At 66.0% G+C, this 21,712-nt stretch carries 18 protein-coding genes and 1 pseudogene; 12 read left to right on the top strand and 7 right to left on the bottom strand.

Going from position 1 to position 21,712, the window contains the following annotated elements:
- The first annotated feature begins 10 nt into the window (after positions 1-10).
- Positions 11-3,319 (top strand): autotransporter domain-containing protein, encoded by a 3,309-nt coding sequence (locus tag PIB44_RS12665; RefSeq protein WP_278069647.1) that lies wholly within the window; start codon positions 11-13, stop codon positions 3,317-3,319.
- Between the two features lie 91 nt (positions 3,320-3,410).
- Here PIB44_RS12665 and PIB44_RS12660 read toward each other — a convergent pair whose 3' ends face one another.
- Positions 3,411-4,163 (bottom strand): polysaccharide deacetylase family protein, encoded by a 753-nt coding sequence (locus tag PIB44_RS12660; protein WP_278069646.1) that lies wholly within the window; start codon positions 4,161-4,163, stop codon positions 3,411-3,413.
- A gap of 111 nt (positions 4,164-4,274) precedes the next feature.
- Between PIB44_RS12660 and PIB44_RS12655 the strand changes: the two genes are divergently transcribed.
- Positions 4,275-5,174, top strand: a complete 900-nt coding sequence (locus PIB44_RS12655) for a glycine--tRNA ligase subunit alpha (protein WP_003165881.1) — start codon at positions 4,275-4,277, stop codon at positions 5,172-5,174.
- The gene (gene glyS / locus PIB44_RS12650) at positions 5,174-7,249 is read left to right on the top strand and encodes a glycine--tRNA ligase subunit beta (protein ID WP_278069645.1); all 2,076 of its coding nucleotides are present in this window, start codon (positions 5,174-5,176) and stop codon (positions 7,247-7,249) included. The genes PIB44_RS12655 and glyS overlap by 1 nt, the downstream gene beginning before the upstream one ends.
- A gap of 212 nt (positions 7,250-7,461) precedes the next feature.
- Here the strand turns inward: glyS and PIB44_RS12645 are convergent, their stop codons facing one another.
- Positions 7,462-8,007 (bottom strand): hypothetical protein, encoded by a 546-nt coding sequence (locus PIB44_RS12645; RefSeq protein WP_278069644.1) that lies wholly within the window; start codon positions 8,005-8,007, stop codon positions 7,462-7,464.
- A gap of 342 nt (positions 8,008-8,349) precedes the next feature.
- Here PIB44_RS12645 and PIB44_RS12640 point away from each other — a divergent pair, with 342 nt between their 5' ends.
- Positions 8,350-9,132 (top strand): helix-turn-helix domain-containing protein, encoded by a 783-nt coding sequence (locus PIB44_RS12640; protein ID WP_278069643.1) that lies wholly within the window; start codon positions 8,350-8,352, stop codon positions 9,130-9,132.
- Positions 9,133-9,294: 162 nt separating this feature from the next.
- Here the strand turns inward: PIB44_RS12640 and PIB44_RS12635 are convergent, their stop codons facing one another.
- Positions 9,295-10,386 (bottom strand): hypothetical protein, encoded by a 1,092-nt coding sequence (locus PIB44_RS12635; RefSeq protein WP_278069642.1) that lies wholly within the window; start codon positions 10,384-10,386, stop codon positions 9,295-9,297.
- A 272-nt stretch (positions 10,387-10,658) separates the two neighbouring features.
- On the opposite strand from PIB44_RS12635, the gene istA reads away from it, so the two are divergent.
- The 3 genes from istA to PIB44_RS12620 all read left to right on the top strand — a co-directional run bounded on the left by istA (position 10,659) and on the right by PIB44_RS12620 (position 13,597).
- Positions 10,659-12,170: an IS21 family transposase gene (gene istA / locus PIB44_RS12630; protein ID WP_278070986.1), complete on the top strand. Its 1,512-nt coding sequence runs from the start codon at positions 10,659-10,661 to the stop codon at positions 12,168-12,170.
- On the top strand, positions 12,157-12,885 hold the full coding sequence (gene istB, locus PIB44_RS12625; protein ID WP_278069447.1) for an IS21-like element helper ATPase IstB: 729 nt from the start codon (positions 12,157-12,159) through the stop codon (positions 12,883-12,885). Before istA ends, istB begins: the two co-directional genes overlap by 14 nt.
- Before the next feature lie 184 nt (positions 12,886-13,069).
- Positions 13,070-13,597 (top strand): tyrosine-type recombinase/integrase, encoded by a 528-nt coding sequence (locus PIB44_RS12620; RefSeq protein ID WP_318035473.1) that lies wholly within the window; start codon positions 13,070-13,072, stop codon positions 13,595-13,597.
- Between the two features lie 158 nt (positions 13,598-13,755).
- On the opposite strand, the gene PIB44_RS12615 is transcribed toward PIB44_RS12620, so the two are convergent.
- The gene (locus PIB44_RS12615) at positions 13,756-14,061 is read right to left on the bottom strand and encodes a hypothetical protein (RefSeq protein WP_278069641.1); all 306 of its coding nucleotides are present in this window, start codon (positions 14,059-14,061) and stop codon (positions 13,756-13,758) included.
- Positions 14,062-14,202: 141 nt separating this feature from the next.
- On the opposite strand from PIB44_RS12615, the gene PIB44_RS12610 reads away from it, so the two are divergent.
- The gene (locus PIB44_RS12610; protein ID WP_278069640.1) at positions 14,203-15,765 is read left to right on the top strand and encodes a recombinase family protein; all 1,563 of its coding nucleotides are present in this window, start codon (positions 14,203-14,205) and stop codon (positions 15,763-15,765) included.
- On the opposite strand, the gene PIB44_RS15195 is transcribed toward PIB44_RS12610, so the two are convergent.
- Complete coding sequence (locus PIB44_RS15195; protein WP_376787745.1) at positions 15,726-15,896, bottom strand: type I restriction-modification system subunit M N-terminal domain-containing protein; 171 nt, start codon at positions 15,894-15,896, stop codon at positions 15,726-15,728. The genes PIB44_RS12610 and PIB44_RS15195 overlap by 40 nt on opposite strands.
- A gap of 109 nt (positions 15,897-16,005) precedes the next feature.
- Here PIB44_RS15195 and PIB44_RS12605 point away from each other — a divergent pair.
- A pseudogene (locus tag PIB44_RS12605) lies at positions 16,006-16,265 on the top strand (transposase); the annotation flags it as partial.
- Positions 16,266-16,293: 28 nt separating this feature from the next.
- On the opposite strand, the gene PIB44_RS12600 reads toward PIB44_RS12605, so the two are convergent.
- Entirely contained in the window at positions 16,294-16,716 is a 423-nt protein-coding gene (locus PIB44_RS12600; protein WP_278069639.1) for an Lrp/AsnC family transcriptional regulator, read from the bottom strand.
- 124 nt (positions 16,717-16,840) lie between these two features.
- On the opposite strand from PIB44_RS12600, the gene PIB44_RS12595 reads away from it, so the two are divergent.
- Positions 16,841-17,917: a saccharopine dehydrogenase family protein gene (locus PIB44_RS12595; RefSeq protein ID WP_278069638.1), complete on the top strand. Its 1,077-nt coding sequence runs from the start codon at positions 16,841-16,843 to the stop codon at positions 17,915-17,917.
- 17 nt (positions 17,918-17,934) lie between these two features.
- Here PIB44_RS12595 and PIB44_RS12590 read toward each other — a convergent pair whose 3' ends face one another.
- Positions 17,935-18,822, bottom strand: a complete 888-nt coding sequence (locus PIB44_RS12590; RefSeq protein ID WP_278069637.1) for a LysR family transcriptional regulator — start codon at positions 18,820-18,822, stop codon at positions 17,935-17,937.
- Positions 18,823-18,928: 106 nt separating this feature from the next.
- Between PIB44_RS12590 and amaB the strand changes: the two genes are divergently transcribed.
- Together amaB and PIB44_RS12580 are read left to right on the top strand one after the other, a co-directional pair.
- Positions 18,929-20,455, top strand: coding sequence for an L-piperidine-6-carboxylate dehydrogenase (amaB, locus tag PIB44_RS12585; RefSeq protein ID WP_278069636.1), 1,527 nt, complete (start codon positions 18,929-18,931; stop codon positions 20,453-20,455).
- Positions 20,456-20,464: 9 nt separating this feature from the next.
- On the top strand, positions 20,465-21,712 hold the full coding sequence (locus PIB44_RS12580) for a pyridoxal phosphate-dependent aminotransferase (protein WP_278069635.1): 1,248 nt from the start codon (positions 20,465-20,467) through the stop codon (positions 21,710-21,712).

Raw genomic sequence — 21,712 nt, 5'->3', positions numbered from 1 at the left:
GCGGGGAACCATGATTAACGCGTTCAAGGCCGGCCTTCTTGTTGCAGTCGCCGGATCGGCCCTTGTCTGGGCCAGCGACGCCTCCGCCCAGGCGCCGGTCGCGCCGCCGGCGGGCGGCTTCTATATGGCGGACGGCTCGCGCACCGCCGATTATCAGGCGGCGCTGGCCTCCTGGCGCGAAGACGCGCAGTTCTCGATCGACTATTCCAAGGCTTATCTGGGCCTGGAGCACGCCTATGTCCTGGGCCTGACCGGCAAGGGCCTGACCGTCGGCGTCAATGACGCAGGCGTCTACATGGACCACCCGCTGTTCGGCGGGGCGGGCAAGATCAAGGGCCTGAACACCGTCGTCTCCGACGACTACGGCAACAACGGCCGCATCAATCCGCGGCGCGGCTGGGAAGGTCACGGCACCCACGTGGCGGGCACCATCGGCGGCGGCCGCATGGAAGGCGAGCTGATGTTCGGCAACGCCTTCGGCGCCAACATCTATTCGGCCACGACCAACTTCGCCGCTGGCGACTTCCTGTGGTTCCGCGACGTCTATATCAACGGCGACATCGTCAGCACCGCCCAGACCAACATCATTGATCTGGCCGCCACGGGCGAGGTGCGGATCATCAACAACAGCTGGGGTTCGTCCAACAGCCTGCCCTTCGACGCTCCCGAGGCGCTGGTCCGTCAGGCATTGGCCCGCAACTACGGCGACTTCTACAAGCCGGTTCTCGACAATGACGTCCTGGTCGTCTTCTCGGCGGGCAACGGCTATGGCGCGCACGCCGGCATCGATGCGGCGACGCCGATGTTCGACCCGCGCCTGCGCGCAAACTGGCTGTCCGTCGCCAACTATACCGGCGCCCTGACCCCCAGCCCTTCGACCAGCTTCTGCGGCCAGACCGCGACCTGGTGCGTGGCCGGTCCGGGTCATCAGATCATCTCGGCGGTGCCGGGGTTTGATTTCGACTTCAACGCCATTGTCGCCATGTATCGGCCGACAGATTACATGTCGCTGTATACGCCGACGACGGTTGCGGCGCTTCAGAACGCCGCCGTCAACCGTTTCCTGGGAACGCTGAACACCTATCTGAACGCCAAGTTCGCCGCCGAGGCTGCGGGCCTGCCGTTCGATGAAGCCGCCGCGCGTCGCCAGGTGGCCGAGGATGCGGTCGCCATCACCCTGATCTCGGGCGGCCGGATGGGCGATCCGGACGGCTTCACCGACGTGCTCGGCAGCCTGCTGACCTCGACCAACAACATGGCCATCCTGACGCCGGCCTTCTCATCCGACGTTCTGACCCAGGCCAACGCCCTTCTGATGCAGCGGCTGGAGAGCCTGATCAACTACACCGGGCCGGACTATGCAGCCTACACCGGCACCTCGATGGCGGCCCCGAACATCTCGGGCTTCGCGGCCCTGCTGATGGAGCACTTCCCTGAGTACGACACGGCCCTGATCAGCGACATCCTGCTGTCCAGCTCGCTGGACCTAGACGCGCCGGGCGTCGACCTGATGTCGGGCTGGGGGGCGCCGCAGATGGATGTCGCGCTCAAGGGGCCGACGGCTCTGCGCGACGTTCGGGACGTCGATGTCCGCGTCGGTACGGTGGACGTGTGGAGCAACGACATCGGCGATGCGCGCGACCGCTATTCCGCCGAGGTTCTGGCCTCCTTCCCCGACGATATCGGCGGCATCGTCAAGAAGGGCGGCGGCGAGCTGATCCTGACGGGCCATAACGACTACACCGGCGCCACGCGGGTCGAAGGCGGCCTGCTGACGGTCAACGGCAGCCTGATCAACTCGACCTCTACCGTGGCCGAGCTGGGGATGCTGGGCGGTCTGGGTCGTCTGGCCGATGTGGTGGTCGAGAAGGGCGGCGTCCTGTCGCCCGGCGATACCGCCAATCCGTTCGGCACGCTGACCATCGCCAACGACCTGCTGTTCAAGGACGGCTCCTATCTGTGGATCCGCTCCAGCGTGAACGGGGCACAGCATTCGCGCGTGGCCGTGGAAGGCGCGACCACGCTGGAAGGCGGCGAAGTCATCCTCAAGGCCGACCAGGGCGAATGGAACCTGCGCACCCGCATGAACATCTTGCAGTCGGCGGGCGGCGTGACCGGCGCCTTCGCCGGCGCCAAGAGCGATCTGGCCTTCCTGAAGCCGATCCTCACCTATGACGCCAATACCGTGAAGCTGACCCTGGTCCGCAACGATGTGACGATCGCCTCGGTGGGGACGACGCCGAACACGAAGGCTGTCGGCGGCGCCCTGGACGTCATGACGGCGTCGATCATCCCGGACGCGCCCGCAGGCCGCAACACGGCCCTTGAAGACGCCATCCTGGACGGCAGCTTCGACAATGTGCGCGGCGCGCTGAACAGTCTGACGGGCGAGGTCCACGCGACCCTGGCCGGCGTGGCCACCGGCGACTCGCGCTTCATCCGCGACGCCATGCTGACGCGCGGCCGCAACGGGACGACCGAGGCGGTCGACGGGCGCGGCGTGGCCGTCTGGGCGTCGGGCGTCTTCGGCAGCGGGCGTCAAGACAACGGCGAACTGGCCGGCTTCCGCAGCGAAACCTCGGGCTATCTGGCCGGGGTCGAGAAGACACTGAACGGCCGCTCGCACATCGGCGTCGCCGTCGGTGAAAGCCAGTCGGAAATCCGCGCCAACCGCCTGCGCTCGACCGGCGAGGTCAAGACCCAGCACATCGGCGTCTACGGCGCCGCCAGCCTGGGCGGCTTCGACTTCCGTCTGGGCGGCGCCTGGATGGACTCGCGCACCCGCACCGACCGGACGGCCTCGCTGAACCGCTTCAACGAGCAACTGACCGGCCGCTACGACGGCGAGGCCTGGCAGGCCTATGGCGAGGTGTCCTGGCGCAAGCCGATCATGGGCTCGACGGTTCTGGAGCCGTACCTGAACTACACCCGTGTCGAGTATGATGCGGACGTGGTCGAGCGCGGCGGCGATGCGGCCCTGTCGGGCCAGGTCTCTCAGACCTCGGACCTGCTGACGGCCGGTCTGCGCACCGAGACCTATCTGGCGGGCGGCAACGGCCGTCCGGCGCTGTCGGCGGTGGGGCACCTGGCCTGGACCGAAGACCTGAGCGGCGACGGCCCCGTGTTCAACGCGGCCTTCGCGGACGGTCCGGTGTTCCGCGTCGAGGGCGCCGACCTGAACTCGGGCGCGCTGCAGGCGGGTCTGGGCTTCAACATCGAGGCCAACAAGTCGACCAATATCGAGGTCGGTTACTCGGGCGTCTTCAACGACGACTACAAGGACCACCGCCTGACCGGCCGCGTCAGCTTCCGGTTCTGATCAGTGCGGACGCCGGGGCTTCGGTCCCGGCGATCCTGACGGACAGACGCCGTCGCCCTCAACGGGCGGCGGCGTTTTTCTTTGGGTGGAGTCAGAGAGCGCCGCCGCTGATGCGCTCCCACGCCTCGCCGACCGGCAGGATCTCCAGCCCCGCCGCATTGGCCAGGCGGATCAGGCGGTCCAGGTCTTCGGGCGTGCAGCCGTAGGGGGTGGGATCGCTCTCCACATCGTGCCCATAGGCGATCAGCCAGCCGGGCGCTTCAGCCGCGTGCGCGACCAGCGCCTCCAGGTCGTAGTGGGGCAGGCGGCGCGACTCCAGGCCGATGGCCTGAAGGTTGGCCCGGTCGGCGCGCCCGGCGTTGACCCCGTCGCGCACGCCGCGACCCAGCAGGAAGCGCTCGTCGATCACCGCCTTGGCGCCCAAGGCCACGTCGCCGAAGGGCCAGGCGAAGGTGGTCATGACGTGGCCGTCCAGCCGATCGCTGACCCACTCGGCGTTGCGCGCCAGCTGGTTCGTCAGTTCGGCGGGGCTCAGGCGCAGGGCGCTTACGTGGCCGAAGGTGTGGCAGCCGATCTCGTGCCCGGCCTCATGCGCGGCCTGCAGGTGTTCGACCTCGAACTGGGCCTTGCCGATGTTCTCGCCGCCGCACAGGCCGCCCGCGACGTAATAGGTCGCCTGAATCCCGTGGTCGGCCAGGATCGGCCCAGCCTCGGTCCAGGCGCTGGCCGGGAAGTCGTCGAAGCTGAGGCTGAGAATCCCGCGCGCAGGCGCGACCGTCACCGGCCGCACGCCCATATAGCGCGCCGCCCGACGGCGCATCTGATCGATCCGTTGCTGCATCATGGCCGCCTTCTAGCGCATCCACGCTTGCAGAAGGGTGAAGGTTTCGGTCCGCTTGCCTTGCTGGCGAAGCGTGGCGGCCCTATGGTCCGCGCCTCCCGAAATCGGACCGAAATGTCGACCGTGGCCGCTGCTGAACCTCTATCGTTTCAGGACCTGATCCTGACCCTGCACCACTATTGGAGCGAGCAGGGCTGCGCCATTTTGCAGCCCTATGACATCGAGGTTGGCGCCGGCACCCTGCACCCCGCCACCGTGCTGCGGGCGCTGGGTAAGAAGCCGTGGAAGGCCGCCTATGTCCAGCCGTCGCGCCGCCCCGGCGACGGCCGCTATGGCGAGAACCCCAACCGGCTGCAGCACTATTACCAGTATCAGGTCATCCTGAAGCCGAACCCCGACAACCTGCAGGAGCTGTATCTGAACTCCCTGCGCGCCATCGGCATCGACCCCAGCCTGCACGACATCCGCTTCGTCGAGGACGACTGGGAGAACCCCACCGTCGGCGCCTGGGGGCTGGGCTGGGAGGTCTGGTGCGACGGCATGGAGGTGACGCAGTTCACCTATTTCCAGGGCGTCGGCGGCATCGAGGTCGACGTGGTCTCGGGCGAGCTGACCTACGGGCTGGAGCGTCTGGCCATGTATGTCCAGGGCGTCGACAACGTCTATGACCTGAAGTTCAACAAGGAGGGCCTGACCTATGGCGAAGTCTTCCTCGAGAACGAGCGCCAGCAGTCGGAAGCCAACTTCCACGGCTATGACGTCGCCGCGCTGAAGCGCCGCTTCGAAGACATGGAGCGCGAGGCCGCCCACTTCCTGACCATGAAGGGGCCGCAGGGGCAGCCGCTGGTGCTGGCCGCCTATGACCAGGTGCTGAAAGCCTCGCACCTGTTCAACCTGATGGACGCCCGCGGCGCCATCGCCGTCGCCGAACGCCAGAGCTACATTGGCCGCATCCGCGACCTGTGCAAAGCCTGCGCCCTCGCTCAAGTCGAACACGAACGGGCGACCGCCTGATGTCCCAGCTTCTCCTCGAAATCTTCTCCGAAGAAATTCCCGCCCGCATGCAGCAGGGCGCCGCGCGCGATCTGGAGCGCATGGCTTCCGACCGGCTGAAGGCCGCGGGTCTGACCTGGGACGCGCTGACGACCTACGCTGGGCCGCGCCGTCTGACGCTGGTCATCGACGGCCTGCCCGCCGCCACGCCGGACCGCAATGAAGAGCTGAAGGGGCCCAAGACCTCGGCCCCGGCGCAGGCGCTGGAAGGCTTCCTGCGCAAGACCGGCCTGACGCAGGACCAGCTGGTCGAACGCGACGGCGTCTGGTTCGCCGAAATCAGCAGCAAGGGCCGCGCGACCACCGAAGTCGTGGCCGAGAGCGTCGACGACATCATCCGCCACTTCCCCTGGCCCAAGTCGATGCGCTGGGGCACGGGAACCCTGCGCTGGGTGCGACCGATCAAGCGCATTCTGGCCCTGTTCGACGGAGCGGTGATTCCGTTTGAGGTCGATGGCATCCAGAGCGGCGACGTGACTGAAGGCCACCGCTTCATGGGCGCGGGCCAGCCGTTCGCGGTCAAGGACTTCGCCGACTACCGCACCAAGCTGGAGCGCAACTTCGTCCTGCTGGACGCCGCCGACCGCAAGCTGCGCATCCTCGAAGGCGCCAGGGCCGTCTGCGCGGCCAGGGGGCTGGCTCTGGTCGATGATGACGGCCTGCTGGACGAGGTGTCGGGTCTGGCCGAATGGCCGACGCCGATCCTGGGCAACATGGACCCGCAGTTCCTGGCCCTGCCGCCGGAAGTCGTCCAGCTGTCGATGAAGGTGCACCAGAAATATTTCGCCGTGCGCCAACCGGGCAAAGAGGGGCTGGCGCCCCACTTCGTCGTCGTCGCCAACGTCGAGGCGACCGATGGCGGCGCGGCCCTGGCCGCCGGCAACGCCAAGGTGCTGTCGGCCCGCCTCAGCGACGCGGAGTTCTTCTGGACCGAGGACCAGAAGGTCGGCTTCGACGCCTGGAACGCCAAGCTGAAGGACGTCACCTTCCACGCCAAGCTGGGCACGCTGGCCGCGCGGGTGGACCGCATCGCCGCCCTGGCGCGCGAGATCGCCCCGCTGGTCGGCGCCGATCCGGCTCAGGCCGAACAGGCCGCGCGCCTATCCAAGGCCGACCTGGCCTCGGGCATGGTGGGCGAGTTCCCGGAACTGCAGGGCATCATGGGCGGCTACTACGCCCGTCTGGCCGGCCAGCCCGACGCTGTCGCCGACGCCATTCGCGACCACTACAAGCCGCAGGGACCGGGCGACACCGTCCCGACCGCCCCGGTCACGGTCGCCGTCGCCATGGCCGAAAAGCTGGACACCCTGGTCGGCTTCTTCGCCATCGACGAAAAGCCCACGGGCTCGAAGGACCCCTATGCGCTGCGCCGCGCCGCGCTGGGCGTGATCCGGCTGGTGCTGGCTGCTGAGGCCCGAGTTCATTTGAGCGAGGTCGCGTCCCGGCATGCGGAGCTGTTGGCCCAGGGTTTGTACCATCAAGCTTTCGCGTCGATTGAGTTGCAGAGTTTCTTCGCAGACCGACTAAAGGTGATGCTGAAGGAAGGTGGCGCTCGTTACGACCTTGTCGATGCGATTGTCGAAACGAAGAAGCTCAGTGAAGGGCAGGCTGACGACGATCTGGTGCGGATCGTGCGTCGTGTGGAGGCGCTGGCCGCCTTCCTGGCGACGGACGACGGGGCGAACCTGCTGGCGGGCTACAAGCGCGCCGCCCAGCTGCTCAAGGCCGAGGAGAAGAAGGGGCCGCTGCCGCAAGGCGCCGTCGCCACCGGCCTGCCGAACCAGCCGGCGGAAGAGACCGCCCTGGCCTTCGCCGCCGCCGCCGCCGCCTCGGCTGTGGACGCGGCGCTGGAGGCCGAGGACTTCGCCGCCGCCATGACGGCCCTGGCGCGCCTGCGCGCTCCGGTCGACGCCTTCTTCACCGCCGTCATGGTCAACTCCGACGTGGCCGAAGAGCGCGAAAACCGCCTGAAGCTGCTGGGCCAGGTGCGCGGGGTCATGAACCGCGTCGCCGACTTCGGCCAGATCGCGGGCTGATCCATCACCCCTTCTCCCCTTGTGGGAGAAGGTGGACGGCGAAGCCGGACGGATGAGGGGTGCGAGGACACGGGCGGGCGGCTTCTGATCAAACCTCGCGCCGACCCCCTCATCCGGCCCTGACGGGCCACCTTCCCCCACAAGGGGAGAAGGATTTGAGGGTGCTAACGTCTTCGGCTTCTTGAGCACCTTCTCCCACAAGGGGAGAAGGATCAGGCTACTGCATAGCGCGCGGTGATGCCGTCCGGCTGGAAGTCGTGCTGCTCCAGCCGGTCCAGCGAGGCCAGAACGCGGGCCAGGAAGTCTTCGGGATCGCCGTCCTCGATCGCCGGGCGCAGCCAGTCGGTGACGATGGCGCGCGCCGGATAGGTCCCGACCGGGCCGGGGACGCTCAAGGCCACTTCGATCCCCTCGGCGATCCAGCCCGCCACAGTGACGAAGAAGTCCATCTCCGCCAGAAAGTCCGAGCGGCGCAGGACATAGAGGGTGATGACCCCATCCTCGACCCCGTCGGGGCGCACGATCACGCCGCTGCGGTCCGGCCGCCAGTCGTCCGACAGCTCGACCGCCCGCCACAGGCAGAACCAGACGCGGCACGTCTGCGGCCGGATGGCGTGCACCGAACATCCGGCCCCATCGACGCAATAGCCGCACAACTCTCCCGTCGGCTTGGCCAGCTCAGGCAGGTCCAGCGGTATCACGCGGCAGCACTCGACACAGCCGCCGCAGGTCCGCTCGGGAAGAAGAGGAAAGCTCATGCTCGCCCCTTAGCCGAAAACTCGGCGACATGCGCCGGATGTCGATCACCTCGGGCGAGACCGCCGGATCTTTGTCATGAGTAGCGGGGTGGTGGCGGACAGAGAGGAAGCCCGACGGGCCTTCTTTTTCAATAACTTAGACGGACTAACCCGCCCTGGGGTGGTCATTGAAATACAAAGAGATTTTCCGCGTTTGGCTAACGGCCAGAATTGGAAATCGGACACGAAAAACCCCGCCGGCGTTGCAGCGCGCGGCGGGGTTCAAAAGGGCTTGGTTCAGCACTCAAGGCCAACGGCATCTTACCGCGCTGCTTCTTCCATCGCAACGTCGGAGGTCAGCCTATGAGCCGCCTTCTCGACCTCGAGAATTTCGTCGCTGAAAAGCTTGCCTGGCATCAGCGCATCGTCAGTGACCCGACGGTTTCGCTCTCGGCCAAGGCCGTCGCCGGTTTCATTCTCCATGACCTGAACGCCAGCGAAGGCGGCGCCTGGCGTGGCCAGGAGAGCATGGCGGCAGGTCTGGGTGTCAGCGCGCGCCAGTTGCGGCGTCTGCTGGACGAACTCGAGGCGGCTTCATACCTGCAAGTCGAGGTCCGTAAGGGGCGCGGTCGCACCAATATCTGTCGAGCTACCCTGCCGGATGAAAGAGCTGTGGTATCGGAAGGCCGGACATCAACGGCCGCTCAAACTGTCGAAAAGCGGACATCGGCGACCGTTCAAACGCCGAAAAACCGGACATTGGCGTCACGAAAACCGGACATGGATGTCCGACAATACCTTTATGACCCCATTAGAAGATTTCCGCCGGCCGAGGCCCGGCGGTCGCGCGTCGAGGAAGTAACGTCGGCGAGGATCGGTCCTTTCGAGCATCTAGGCATTCGAGCGCGCGTGATGGGGATCGCCGGGGAGGGCGCCACGATCAGCTACCTCGACCCCGCTAGATGGGATGCTGACAGCAGCAGCATCGTCTGCACCAGTGCTACAGGCTTTAATCGGTTGCGTGACCTTGCCGGAAAGCCTCTTGCCGCGATGGGCGTCTCCATCACACTCAGGGGTGCGGGTGCGGGTGCGGGTGCGGGTGCGGGTGCGGGTGCGGGTGCGGGTGCGGGGAGGCTAGCGGCATAGGCTTGGCGCTGCGGCGAGTTGGGCCGTTATTTGCCGCATATCGCTGGGATATTATCCCTGCCCCTGCGGTGAATGGGCCGTTTTCGCCGCGAAGGATGCGGTGATTATGACGCATATTCACGAACTGGACGGTTCGCCGCCTCCTATTGAGCAGAATCCTACTCAGGTGCGCGGCGGCAAATGAGCTAGTATCTTGCCGAACGTGTTCGCGAAAATCCCCACCGCCCAGTCGCGATGCGGGGGGGTAAGAATGGCTGTTCGCCGATCTAGCTCGGCTTTCAGCGAACGAACCCAATCGAACTCTGGCTTCAAAAGATGAGGATCATGAGAGTGATTTCTGTAACGTTCCACCAAGATGGTGGGCAACTGAGGCGTAACGACGCCATCGACCAGCAGAATGCTAGCGAATTCTCCTGGATCGATATGGTGAAGAAACGGCACCCCTCGAAAGCACCCATCCTCGGGTGCGTAGCCGGTCAATGGCCCGAAATCGCCGGTGGCAAGGCGTCGTAATACCTGCTCGGCGGCAGCGGCCGTCCGACGATCAACAGCAGCCTCTACCCGGCCGAGCAGATGTTGACGGATTTCGACGAACTCGCTCGTCTCTGAGGCCGCGAACCCTAACCCCTCATGGGAAGAGAAATCGATCGCATCATGCAGTCGGAACGTTGCCTCTAGAAGCTCGCGTTCAGCCAGATCGTCGATATAGCTGGTCAAAAGGTCAACTGGCTGACGCCCCCCAAGTTGGTAGCCTTGCAGGCTCAGATCTATCGCCGTCCCGGCCACATGCAGGATCTCGCCGGGGTGACGGACGCGAAATGCATCGAGGTCGCCCAAGAGCTGAGCTGCGACCTCGGCAAAATCCACGGTCGACAGTTGCGGCCACCGCCACAGGCGGCGCCAAGCGGGGGTCAACGTCGGACCCACAACGAGAGGATGTCTCGTTAACGTCTCCCGGAGTACGGGGGCATCTAGTTCCCCTGTTGCCGCGAGTGACGCGAGAGCGGCTGTCGGGATCACCGGATCGAGCCACTCGATGTCCCGGTGGGCAGCCAGGATCCTGTCAAGCTGGCGGTCAGGCTCTTCGCCGGTGCTGGCGCGATAGGCCGCAAGGGCTAGGTCGGCAGGGGCCTGAAAATCAGCGGGCTTTATATTTCCGGCGCGTAGGTAGGCCCACATTACGACGGTCTGACGGAGCAGCTCCGCGGCGGCTTCCTCGGAATTTTGCAGAACATCGTCAAATGCGATGACCATCCTGTCGAAATCACCGAGGGCGACACGAAGGGATCGCAGATTATGGAGCCCCGCTGCATCGAAGTCTCGAAGCACTGCTTCTTTCGTTGAAAGCGCGACTCTCTTGGCAAAACTGCTGTAGAGACGGTTCGCAAAGTAAGCGTAAACATCCTCAGGTGTGGATCGGCGTGGAAAAGGGACCCCGTTAGCGGTGTGATCGGCGTCGAATAAGGACCCCTCATTCCTGAGGTCTAACGGTGGCGGCTTGGCGGATGTCAGGCGGCGAGTTCGGGATGTTGGTGTTGGAGACGGTGTTGAAGATCCGGCGCGAGTTTGCGTCCGGGAAGGCGATCAAGGCGATCGCGCGTGACCTTCGATTGTCGCGCAAGGTGGTGCGCAAGGCGATCCGGGAGCCGGATGCGGAGTTCGCCTATCGGCGGGCGGTGCAGCCGTTGCCGAGGCTGGCGCCGTTCCAGGTCAGGCTCGATGAACTGCTGGAAGAGGACGAGGCGCGGCCGCGGCGCGAGAAGCTGCGGATGACGCGCGTCCATGATCTGCTGGTGCGCGAGGGGTTCGACGGGTCGTACGACGCGGTCCGGCGCTACGCGGCGGGGTGGCGGCTGAAGCGACGCCGGGGCGTGGCGGATGCACCGTCGTTCATCCCGCTGATGTTCAGGCCAGGCGAGGCCTACCAGTTCGACTGGAGCCACGAGGACGTGGAGATCGCGGGCAAGCCGATGCGGGTGAAGGTGGCCCACATGCGGCTGTGCGCGTCACGCGCGATCTATGTACGGGCCTATCCGCGCGAGACCCAGGAGATGCTGTTTGACGCGCATGCGCGGGCGTTCGCCTTCTTCGGGGGCGTGCCGACGCGCGGCATCTACGACAACATGAAGACGGCGGTGACGACGGTGTTCACCGGCAAGGATCGGGTGTTCAACCGGCGCTTCCTGGTCATGGCGAGCCATTACATGGTCGAGCCGACGGCCTGTTCGCCGGCGGCCGGCTGGGAGAAGGGTCAGGTCGAGCATCAGGTCCAGACGGCGCGTGGGCGGTTCTTCCAGCCACGGCTGCGCTTCGCCAGCCTGGAGGAGTTGAACGGCTGGCTGGAGGTGGAGTGCCGCCGCTGGGCCGAGCTGCGCCAGCATCCCGAGCAGAAGGACCTGACGGTCGCTCAGGCGCTGGCCGCCGAGCGTCCGGCGTTGCAGCCGATGCTGGGGCTGTTCGACGGCTTCCACGAGAGCGAGCACGCGGTGACCGGGACCTGCCTGATCAGTTTCGATCGCAACCGCTACTCGGTGATGGCCAAGGCGGGACGGCGGACGGTGCAGGTCCGAGCCTATGCCGACCGGATCGTCGTGCGCTGCGATGGGGAGGTCGTCGCCGATCATCGCCGGTTCTTCGGTCGCGACCGGACCCTGTATGATCCATGGCACTACCTGCCGGTGCTGGCGACCAAGCCCGGAGCGCTGCGCAATGGCGCGCCGTTCCAGAACTGGGAGCTGCCGCCCGCGCTGGCGCGCCTGAGGCGCAAGCTGGGCGCGGGCGACGAGGCCGACCGGCGGTTCGTGCGGGTTCTGGCGGCCGTGCTGGAGGATGGTCTGGAGCCGGTCGAGGCCGCCGCACATGAGGCGCTGGCCGCCGGAACCGTCAGCGACGACGTCATCCTCAACATCCTGGCGCGCCGACGCGAACCGCCTCGGCCGCCGAGCATCGTCACGCCGGAAGACCTGGCGCTGCGGCATCCGCCTCAGGCCGACTGCACCCGCTACGACAGCCTGCGAGGCCTGCATGCAGCGGCATGAGATGATGGCGGCGCTGACCGGCCTGGGCCTGAAGGGGATGGCCGGCGCCTTCGACGAGGCGGTCACCACGGGACTGCAGCGCAAGCGCACGACCATGGAGATTCTCGCCGACTTGGTCCGCGCTGAGACAACCCACCGGCACGCGGCCTCCATCCGCTACAGGATGGCGGCGGCCAAGCTACCGGCGGTGAAGGACCTCGACGCCTTCGTGTTCGACGACACGCCGATCAACGAGGGGCTGGTGCGCTCCCTGCACAGTGGCGCCTTCCTGGCGAACCGGCGCAACATCGTCCTGGTCGGCGGGACGGGCACGGGCAAGACGCATTTGGCCACCGCCATCATCGCCAACGTCGTGCGTACCGGCGCTAGGGGCCGCTACTTCAACACCGTCGACCTGGTGAACCGCCTCGAGGAGGAGGCTCGCTTGGGCAAGGCCGGTGCACTGGCCGCTCAGCTCTGCCGCCTCGACGTCGTCGTCCTCGACGAACTCGGTTACCTGCCGTTCGCCCGCTCGGGCGGCCAGTTGCTATTCCACCTGATCAGCAAGCTCTACGAGCGTACCTCGGTCATCGTCACGACCAACCTCGCCTTCGGCGAATGGCCCACCGTGTTCGGCGATCCAAAGATGACGACGGCGCTGCTCGACCGCATCACCCACCACTGCGACATCGTCGAGACCGGCAACGACAGCTGGCGCTTCAAACACCGCCGCTGACCCGGCCAACAAGAACGCCAAGCGGGGCTTGCGCCTCCGGTCGGGCTTCGCCCTCCCTACGCCCCAAGCCCCGCAAACGGTGCGCTCGTCACTGCCATCCCGAACCCCACAAGGGGGTCCCTATTGCACGCCGATAGGGGGTCCCTTTTAGACGCCGATTGACAAATTTGAGGCTCACTGGTCTGTGGGGTCCCGCGAACGCTTGGCCTTTGACCTCTTACTTTACACCGCTCAGCGGTCGGGTGACGTGCGACAGATGGGTCACCAACATGTCCAAGCGGGCGCAATCCTTGTGCGGCAGGAAAAGACTAAGGCATTTCTGGAGTTGCCGATTCATCCGAGGCTCAAGGCGTCGCTCGACACCGTCCCGACGGGGCAGATGCTGTTCCTGGTGACGCAGTCGCACGTTGGCTTCACGGCGGGCGGTTTCGGCAACTGGTTTCGTGGAGCCTGTAGGGCGGCGGGCATTCCCGATCGGTCGGCGCATGGCCTGAGGAAATCGGCGGCTACGCGGCTGGCTGACGCGGGCTGCACCGAGGCGCAGATCAAGGCTGTGACCGGCCACCAGACGTCGAAAGAGGTGGAACGCTATACGAAGGCGCGGGATCAGCGGCTGTTGGCGCAGGACGCCTTCGCCATGATTGGCGGCACGCAACGCGAACAAACTTTGGCTAACCCGGCAGGGAAGTTAGCCAAATCGAACGGTAACTGACTGAAAATAAAGGAAATTGCGATGGTGGTGGCGGTGCTGCCAGTCCAATGCGAACTTGTCTCCACAAGAACTGCGCCTGGAAGGCGCGCGTCGGGCGCCCATAGGTCGCGCCATGGGACTGCTTCCTCCGATAAAGAAATTCGCCGAAGTGGCGGTATCTATCGAGAAGGGGCTTCGTCGATCAGATCGAGGAGTGACTTCAAACGCTCTCGCAGCGCCGGCACGTGAACGCGCGACAAGACGGACCTTCGTCCTGAGAGCGCCAGCACGGTTTCGAACACGGCGTCCGAGGCGCGGATGAGGGACACGAGGTTTTCTCCGCTCGGACCGTTTCGGCCCTCGAACCAGTTCCGCACCGCGCGTTCACTGGCGCGCGTGATCCGTCCGACCTCTTTCCGTGCCGAGGGCGTCGCCCCCCACTCGCGCCGCATGGCCGCGGCGATCTGCTGCGGGAAGCTCTCCATCCTACGCCTCTTCCGTGTGAAAAGTTTTTCCTGTTTTGGACTGAACTTTTCAGTCCAATTTCTGAAACGACTTTCACGCCGAAGGGCGCTTACGGTGTCGGTCCAATCGTGCCGCCAAGGCGGCGAACGACCGGTAGGGCGATGGAGCGATCGAGCAACCACGGCGGAGGTGAAGGCGAGGCGCTGTTGCGTGCGGCTGAATACGTGCGCATGTCGACCGAGCACCAAAAATACTCCACCGAGAACCAGTCGGAAGCGATTGCGGCCTACGCCGCACGACGCGGATTCGAGATCGTCAAAACCTATGCCGATGCCGGGAAGAGCGGCCTGAAGCTGGACGGACGTGCCGCGCTGCAAGGCTTGATCGCCGACGTGCGCAACGGCGTCGCCGACTTCGACGCCGTCATCGTCTACGACGTCAGCCGGTGGGGTCGATTTCAGGACGCCGACGAGAGCGCCTACTACGAGTTCATCTGCCGCGAGGCCGGCATCGCGGTGCACTATTGCGCCGAGCAGTTCGAGAACGACGGCAGTCTTAGCGCGACCATCATCAAGAGCATGAAGCGCGCGATGGCCGGCGAGTATAGCCGCGAGCTGTCGACCAAGGTGTTCGCCGGCCAGTGCCGGTTGATCACCCTCGGCTTCCGTCAGGGCGGACCGGCGGGGTTTGGATTGCGCCGCCAGCTGGTCGATGAGCTCTGTCGCCCTAAGGGGGAGTTGGCGCGGGGCGAGCAGAAGAGCCTGCAAACGGATCGCGTGATCCTGACGCCGGGACCGCCGGCGGAGGTGGAGGTGGTGCGCCGCCTCTATCGGCTGTTCGTCGTTCAGCGGCGTTCGGAAAGCGAGATTGCCGCCCTGCTCAACGCTGAAGGCGTGATGACCGACCTCGGGCGGCCGTGGACGCGATCGACGGTCCACCAGGTGCTGACCAATGAAAAATACATCGGCAACAACGTCTACAATCGACGCTCCTTCAAGCTGAAGGCCAAACGGGTTTTGAATACGCCCGACATGTGGGTGCGCAAGGACGGCGCTTTCGACGGCATTGTCGAGCCCGACTTCTTTGAAGCGGCGCAGAGGATCATCCAGGACCGCAGTCGACGGTTTTCCGACGAGGAACTGCTCGGTCAGCTGTCGGCGCTCCTCGAGCAGAAGGGATGGTTGTCGGGGCTGGTCATCGACGAAGTCGAGGACATGGCGTCGAGTTCGACCTTTCGTCATCGCTTCGGCAGCCTGGTGCGCGCTTACGCCTTGATCGGCTACGCGCCGGCGAAGGATTTCCGCTACATTGAAACCAATCGCGCGTTGCGTCGCCTCCACCCGGATATCGTGGCCCAAGTAATCGCCGAGGTTGCGAAGGCCGGAGGGACGGCCGAGCGCGACGAGGCCACCGACCTGATCACCGTGAATGCCGAGTTCACCGCCTCTATCGTGCTCGCCCGTTGTTGCGAAACCGCCGCGGGAGCGCTGCGATGGAAAATCCGCCTGGATCAGGGGCTTCGGCCGGACATCACCATCGCCGTTCGGATGGAGGCCGGGAATGAGCAGATCCGCGACTATTACCTGCTGCCCTGGATCGAGGGCGGCGCCGATCCCAGCCTCAAGCTGTCGCCGGAAAACGGGGTGCGGTTGGACGCCTTTCGTTTCGACGACTTGGACGGATTTTACGACCTCACGCGTCGGACGGAGCTGCGAGCGGCATGAGTGATATTCCCGATATCCTGATGAGGGTAGTCGCGGCCCAGTTCCTTCTTCGCGGCCATCTCGTAGTTGTCAGAGAGGTAGCGCAAAAACAGGAACGACAGCATGTAATCGCGGAAGTCGTCCGCATTCATAGCCCCGCGCAGCGAGTCGGCGATGTTCCAAAGCGTCTTGCCCAGTGACGTGCCCCTGAGAATTTCCTCCACGCGGAGCTAGAGTCCGGCCCTTGAAAGGACGGACGGAATGAAACGAGCGAGATTCACGGAAGAGCAGATCATCGGGATCCTGCGGGAGACGAGGCCGGCGCCAAAGCGGGCGAGCTGGCGCGCAAGCACGGCGTGTCGTAGGGCACGATCTACGCCTGGAAAGCCAAGTTCGGCGGGATGAGCGTGTCGGACTCCCAGCGCCTCCGTGCCCTGGAAGACGAGAACGGCAGGCTGAAGCGTCTGCTCGCGGACGTCATGCTCGACAAGGCGGCGTTGAACGATCTGCTCTCAAAAAAGTGGTAGGGCCCGCGGCGATCGTCCTGCCTCAACGATCGACTTTCGTCGCCAGAATCACGGAGGTTTGGGTGCGTTCGACGCCATCCAGACTCCCGATGCGGTCAATGACCCGGTCCAGCGCCTCAACGGAGGGCGTGCTGACCACGGCGATCAGGTCGACTTCGCCGCTGACGGACTGCAGGGTGCGGATCTCGTCCATCCGGGCCAGGTCGGCGATGGTCTTGGCCGCTGACCTGGGCTTCACCGTGATAAGAACGTGAGCTTTGATGAGGGCACGCTCGGCCGCGGCACCACGTCTAAGCGTATAGCCCGCGATCACCTGGTTGCGCTCCAGCCGTTCGATGCGGGCCTGTACGGTGGTGCGCGACAGGTTCAGCTGCCGGGCTAGTTCGGTGATCGGCATGCGTGCATTCTCGGCTAGCAGGGTGAGAAGCCGCTCATCCTTGTTCATCTGATCGGTTTGCCTGTTTGTATCGTCAAAACGCTAAAAGATAATCAGCAACTTATACATAAATACGGTTTGAAACGCTAATTCCTAAATGTCCTGATTGGATTTATCTCAGGGGGCAAGTGGAATGAAGAAGATTATCGTCGTCGGCGCGGGCAACATCGGCTCCACCATCGCTGACATGCTGGCCGAGACAGGTGACTATGAAGTGGTGGTCTGCGACCGCGACTCCGCCCAGGTCGACGCCGTCCCCCGCCATCCGGCGATCAGCGCCCGGACCGTGGACATAGAAGACGCCCCCGCCCTGCAGGCCTTGCTGGCGGACGGATTTGCGGTGTTGAGCGCCGCGCCCTTCCATCTGACGACCCGCATCGCCGAGGCGGCCGCCGCGACCGGCGCGCACTACCTCGACCTGACAGAGGACGTGGCTTCGACCCGCCGGGTGAAGGAACTGGCTGCGGACGCCCGGTCGGCCTTCATACCTCAGTGCGGCTTGGCGCCGGGCTATATCTCCATCCTGGCCCATGACCTGGCCGGCCGGTTCGATTCCCTTGATGCGATCCGGCTGCGCGTCGGGGCCCTGCCGCAATATCCGTCCAACGCCCTAGGCTATAATCTGACCTGGAGCCCCGACGGAGTCATCAATGAATACATCGAGCCTTGCGAGGCCATAGCGGACGGCCGGCCGATCCAGACCCCGGCCATGGAGGAACGCGAGGAATTCGCCATCGACGGCGTGACCTATGAGGCGTTCAACACTTCCGGCGGCCTTGGCAGCCTGTGCGAAACCTATGCGGGGCAGGTGCGGACTCTGAATTACAAGACCATCCGCTATCCCGGCCATGCGGCGCTGATGAAGGTGCTGCTGAACGACCTGAACCTGCGCAACCGCCGCGACGTCCTGAAGGACGTTCTGCAGAAGGCCTTGCCGGCGACCGGCCAGGACGTGGTGGTGGTCTTCGTCACGGCCACGGGTCTGCGGGACGGACGACTGGTGCAGCAGACCCAGGCCCAGAAGATCTACAGCGGCCTGGTCGCCGGCGCGCCGCGCAGCGCGATCCAGATCACCACGGCGGCGGGCATCTGCGCGGTGCTGGACCTGTTGGCGACCGGCGTCCTGCCGCAGTCCGGGTTCGTGCGCCAGGAGGACGTGCCCTTCGACGCCTTCATCGGCAATCGCTTCGGCCGCCGTTACGCGGCGTGAGCTCGCGCGGCGCCCTCTCAGACCTGGCTCAGCAGCCAGGTCTGGAAGGCCAGAGCCGGGCCGCTTTCCCGTCGGCCCTCGGGCAGGACGGCGAAATAGCTCTTGTCGGTCGCCATCGGTCGGTCGAAGGCGGTGCGCAGCGCGCCGGCGGCGATCTCCTCCTCGATCAGATAGAGGGGCAGAAGGGCGACCCCCAGCCCGTGCACGGCCGCGGCGATGATCATGGAGAACTGGTCGAAGCGGTCGCCGCGATAGGCCGCCTGATCGTCCAGGTCGTTGAGCCGGAACCATTCCGCCCACAGCCGGGGGCGGGTCGCCAGGTGAAGCAGGCGCGCCTGCGCCAGGTCCTGGGGGCCGGCCATGGGGCTGGCCTTCAGCAGGGCCGGGCTGGCCACCGGCAGGACCGCCTCGCCCCGCAGATAGGTGCAGATCGCATTGGCCCAGACCGGTTGGCCATAGTGGATGGCCAGGTCGACATTCTCGGCCTCCAGGTCGAAGGGCTGGGCGCGCGAGGCGACGTTGACCGTCAGGCCCGGATGGCGCGCCATGAAGTCGGGCAGGCGCGGCAGCAGCCACCGCGTCCCGAACGTCGGCAGGGTGGCGATCGACAGGACCTCGCCGCCCGAGGCGGCGCGGGCCAGCAGCACCATCTCCTCGGACTGCTGCAACAGCCGGGCGGCCTCGGGCAGAAGGCGGCGGCCGGCCGCCGACAGCACGACGCGCTGGCGCACCCGCTCGAACAGCAGGACGCCGAACTGCTCCTCCAGCATCTTGACCTGGCGGCTGACCGCGCTCTGGGTCAGGTTGAGTTCGGCCCCCGCCTTGGTGAAATTGCCGTGCCGTGCGGCGCACTCGAACGCCTGGAGCACGGTCAGGTCGGGGATCAGGGATCGCTTCAGCTTCATTCCACGCCTGCATCACTATAGCCGAAATCATCATAATTCGGCCTGTCAACGCCGTCCTATCATAGGAAAACAGAATGAACCTGATCGTATTTGCGGAGATGAGCCGATGACTGCGACCCTCACCGTCCACCAGGAAGCCGCCGCCGTTCTGGATCGGCTGGGCGTGCCGCGCGCGGCCTGGGCCGAGGGCGACATGGCCAGCTTCAGCCCCCTGACCGGCGAAGAGATCGCCCGCGTCCGGACGACCTCGCCGGAAGAGGCGGCGGCCGCCGTCGACGCCGCGCACGAGGCTTTCAAGGCCTGGCGCCTGACGCCGGCGCCCCGGCGCGGCGAACTGGTGCGCCTGCTGGGCGAGGAACTGCGCGCCGCCAAGGCGGACCTGGGCCGGCTGGTCACCATCGAGGCGGGCAAGATCGCCTCGGAGGGCCTGGGCGAGGTGCAGGAGATGATCGACATCTGCGACTTCGCCGTCGGCCTGTCGCGTCAGCTCTACGGCCTGACCATCGCCACCGAACGCCCTGGCCACCGGATGATGGAGACCTGGCATCCGCTGGGCGTGGTGGGGGTCATCTCGGCCTTCAACTTCCCCGTCGCCGTCTGGTCGTGGAACGCGGCCCTGGCCCTGGTCTGCGGCGACGCCGTGGTGTGGAAGCCGTCGGAGAAGACGCCGCTGACCGCCCTGGCCTGCCAGGCGGTGCTGGAGCGGGCGCTGGCGCGGTTCGGCGACGCGCCGGCGGGCCTCAGCCAGGTGCTGATCGGCGACCGGACGATCGGCGAGGCGCTGGTCGACCATCCGAAGGCCGCCCTGGTCTCTGCCACGGGCTCGACCCGCATGGGCCGCCAGATCGCGCCCCGGCTGGCGGCGCGCTTCGCCCGCTCCATCCTGGAGCTGGGCGGCAACAACGGCGGCGTCGTCTGCCCTTCGGCCGACCTCGACATGGCCCTGCGCGCCATCGCCTTCGGGGCGATGGGCACGGCGGGCCAGCGCTGCACCACCCTGCGCCGCCTGTTCGTCCACGACAGCGTCTATGACCAGTTGGTTCCGCGTCTGAAGGCGGCCTACGCCAGCGTGTCGGTCGGCGATCCGTTGAAGACCTCGGCCCTGGTCGGCCCCCTGATCGACAGGGCCGCCTTCGACGCCATGCAACAGGCCCTCGAGGCCGCACGTGCCGAGGGCGGGGCGGTGACCGGGGGCGAGCGCGTAACCGAGGCGGGGCCCGACACGGCCTTCTATGTCAAGCCCGCCCTGATCGAGATGCCGGCCCAGACCGGCCCGGTGCTGGAGGAGACCTTCGCCCCCATCCTCTATGTGATGAAGTATTCGGACTTCGACGCCGTGCTGGAACAGCACAACGCCGTGGCGGCGGGCCTGTCCTCGTCCATCTTCACCCTGAACGTCCAGGAGGCGGAGCGTTTCATGGGGGCCGACGGCTCGGACTGCGGCATCGCCAACGTCAACATCGGCACCTCCGGGGCCGAGATCGGCGGCGCCTTCGGCGGCGAGAAGGAGACGGGCGGCGGGCGCGAGAGCGGCTCGGACTCCTGGCGGGCCTATATGCGGCGCGCCACCAATACGGTGAACTATTCCAAGGCCCTGCCCCTGGCCCAGGGCGTCTCCTTCGACATCGACTAGGCTGTGGACATGGCTTTCTCAGCAGAGGGAGACGCCGGCTTCCGCCCCGCCGCGCGCCTGGCGCGGATCGGCGTCTCTAGGATTCTTCAGATCGGCGCGCGCGCGGCCGAAATGAAGCGCGCCGGCCGCCCGGTCATCATTCTGGGCGCCGGCGAGCCGGACTTCGACACGCCGGACAACGTCAAGGCGGCGGCCAAGGCGGCCATCGACGCCGGCGACACCAAATACACCGCCCTGGACGGGACGCCGGCGCTGAAACGGGCGGTGGCCGACAAGTTCCGGCGCGAGAACGGGATCGACTACGCCCTGGACGAGATCACCGTCGCCTCCGGCGCCAAGCAGGTCCTGTTCAACGCCCTGATGGCCAGCGTCGAGCCGGGCGAAGAGGTGATCATTCCGACGCCCTATTGGACAACCTATTCAGACATCGTGGAGATCTGCGGCGGAACGCCGGTGCTGATCCCGTGCGAGGCGCAGGCCGACTTCCGCCTCAAGGCCGACCAACTGGAACGGGCGATCACGCCCAGAACCCGCTGGGTCCTGATCAATTCGCCGTCCAACCCCTCGGGGGCGGCCTATGGGGAGGCCGACTACCGGCCCCTGCTGGACGTGCTGCTGCGCCATCCGCGGGTGTGGCTGCTGGTCGACGACATGTATGAGCACATCGTCTATGACCGCTTTCGCTTCGTCACGCCGGCGGCGATCGAGCCTCGGCTGAAGGAGCGCATCCTGACCGTCAACGGCGTGTCCAAGGCCTATGCCATGACCGGCTGGCGCATCGGCTATGCGGGCGGGCCGCGGGCTCTGATCAAGGCCATGGCGGTGGTGCAGAGCCAGTCGACCTCATGCCCCTCCTCGATCAGCCAGGCGGCCGCCGTCGAGGCTCTGAACGGGCCGCAGGATTTCCATGAGGCGCGCCGCGAAAGCTTCCGCATCCGCCGCGACCGGGTGACAGCGGGGCTGAACGGGATAGAGGGGCTTAGCTGCCGGGCGCCGGAGGGGGCCTTCTACGCCTTCGCCCATTGCGGCGGGCTGATGGGCGCCGTCACGGTGGGCGGGACGCCGATCCTGTCCGACGCCGACCTGGCCGACTATCTGCTGGAGGACGCCGAGGTCGCCGTGGTGCCGGGCGAAGCCTTTGGCCTGTCGCCCTATATCCGCCTGTCCTACGCCGCCGCGATTGAGGATCTGGACGAGGCGCTGGCGCGCATCAAGGCCAGTTGCGGGCGGTTGACCCGGCCCGCCCGCCCGGCGTGA

Origin of the sequence: Brevundimonas sanguinis (genome assembly GCF_029636725.1) — a bacterium.
Lineage (GTDB): Bacteria > Pseudomonadota > Alphaproteobacteria > Caulobacterales > Caulobacteraceae > Brevundimonas > Brevundimonas sanguinis.
Note: the sequence above shows the minus strand (reverse complement) of the source record. Positions and strands in the feature narration are given on the sequence as shown.

Bases quoted from the DNA above. Each gene is read 5' to 3' on its own strand.
- PIB44_RS12610 (WP_278069640.1), top strand. From the start codon at position 14,203: ATGGAGCGATCGAGCAACCACGGCGGAGGTGAAGGCGAGGCGCTGTTG.
- PIB44_RS15195 (WP_376787745.1), bottom strand. From the start codon at position 15,896: ATGAATGCGGACGACTTCCGCGATTACATGCTGTCGTTCCTGTTTTTG.
- PIB44_RS12655 (WP_003165881.1), top strand. From the start codon at position 4,275: ATGTCGACCGTGGCCGCTGCTGAACCTCTATCGTTTCAGGACCTGATC.
- PIB44_RS12580 (WP_278069635.1), top strand. From the start codon at position 20,465: ATGGCTTTCTCAGCAGAGGGAGACGCCGGCTTCCGCCCCGCCGCGCGC.
- PIB44_RS12600 (WP_278069639.1), bottom strand. From the start codon at position 16,716: ATGAACAAGGATGAGCGGCTTCTCACCCTGCTAGCCGAGAATGCACGC.
- amaB (WP_278069636.1), top strand. From the start codon at position 18,929: ATGACTGCGACCCTCACCGTCCACCAGGAAGCCGCCGCCGTTCTGGAT.
- PIB44_RS12640 (WP_278069643.1), top strand. From the start codon at position 8,350: ATGAGCCGCCTTCTCGACCTCGAGAATTTCGTCGCTGAAAAGCTTGCC.
- PIB44_RS12595 (WP_278069638.1), top strand. From the start codon at position 16,841: ATGAAGAAGATTATCGTCGTCGGCGCGGGCAACATCGGCTCCACCATC.
- PIB44_RS12615 (WP_278069641.1), bottom strand. From the start codon at position 14,061: ATGGAGAGCTTCCCGCAGCAGATCGCCGCGGCCATGCGGCGCGAGTGG.
- PIB44_RS12665 (WP_278069647.1), top strand. From the start codon at position 11: ATGATTAACGCGTTCAAGGCCGGCCTTCTTGTTGCAGTCGCCGGATCG.
- glyS (WP_278069645.1), top strand. From the start codon at position 5,174: ATGTCCCAGCTTCTCCTCGAAATCTTCTCCGAAGAAATTCCCGCCCGC.
- PIB44_RS12590 (WP_278069637.1), bottom strand. From the start codon at position 18,822: ATGAAGCTGAAGCGATCCCTGATCCCCGACCTGACCGTGCTCCAGGCG.
- istA (WP_278070986.1), top strand. From the start codon at position 10,659: ATGTTGGTGTTGGAGACGGTGTTGAAGATCCGGCGCGAGTTTGCGTCC.
- PIB44_RS12635 (WP_278069642.1), bottom strand. From the start codon at position 10,386: ATGGTCATCGCATTTGACGATGTTCTGCAAAATTCCGAGGAAGCCGCC.
- PIB44_RS12645 (WP_278069644.1), bottom strand. From the start codon at position 8,007: ATGAGCTTTCCTCTTCTTCCCGAGCGGACCTGCGGCGGCTGTGTCGAG.
- istB (WP_278069447.1), top strand. From the start codon at position 12,157: ATGCAGCGGCATGAGATGATGGCGGCGCTGACCGGCCTGGGCCTGAAG.
- PIB44_RS12660 (WP_278069646.1), bottom strand. From the start codon at position 4,163: ATGATGCAGCAACGGATCGATCAGATGCGCCGTCGGGCGGCGCGCTAT.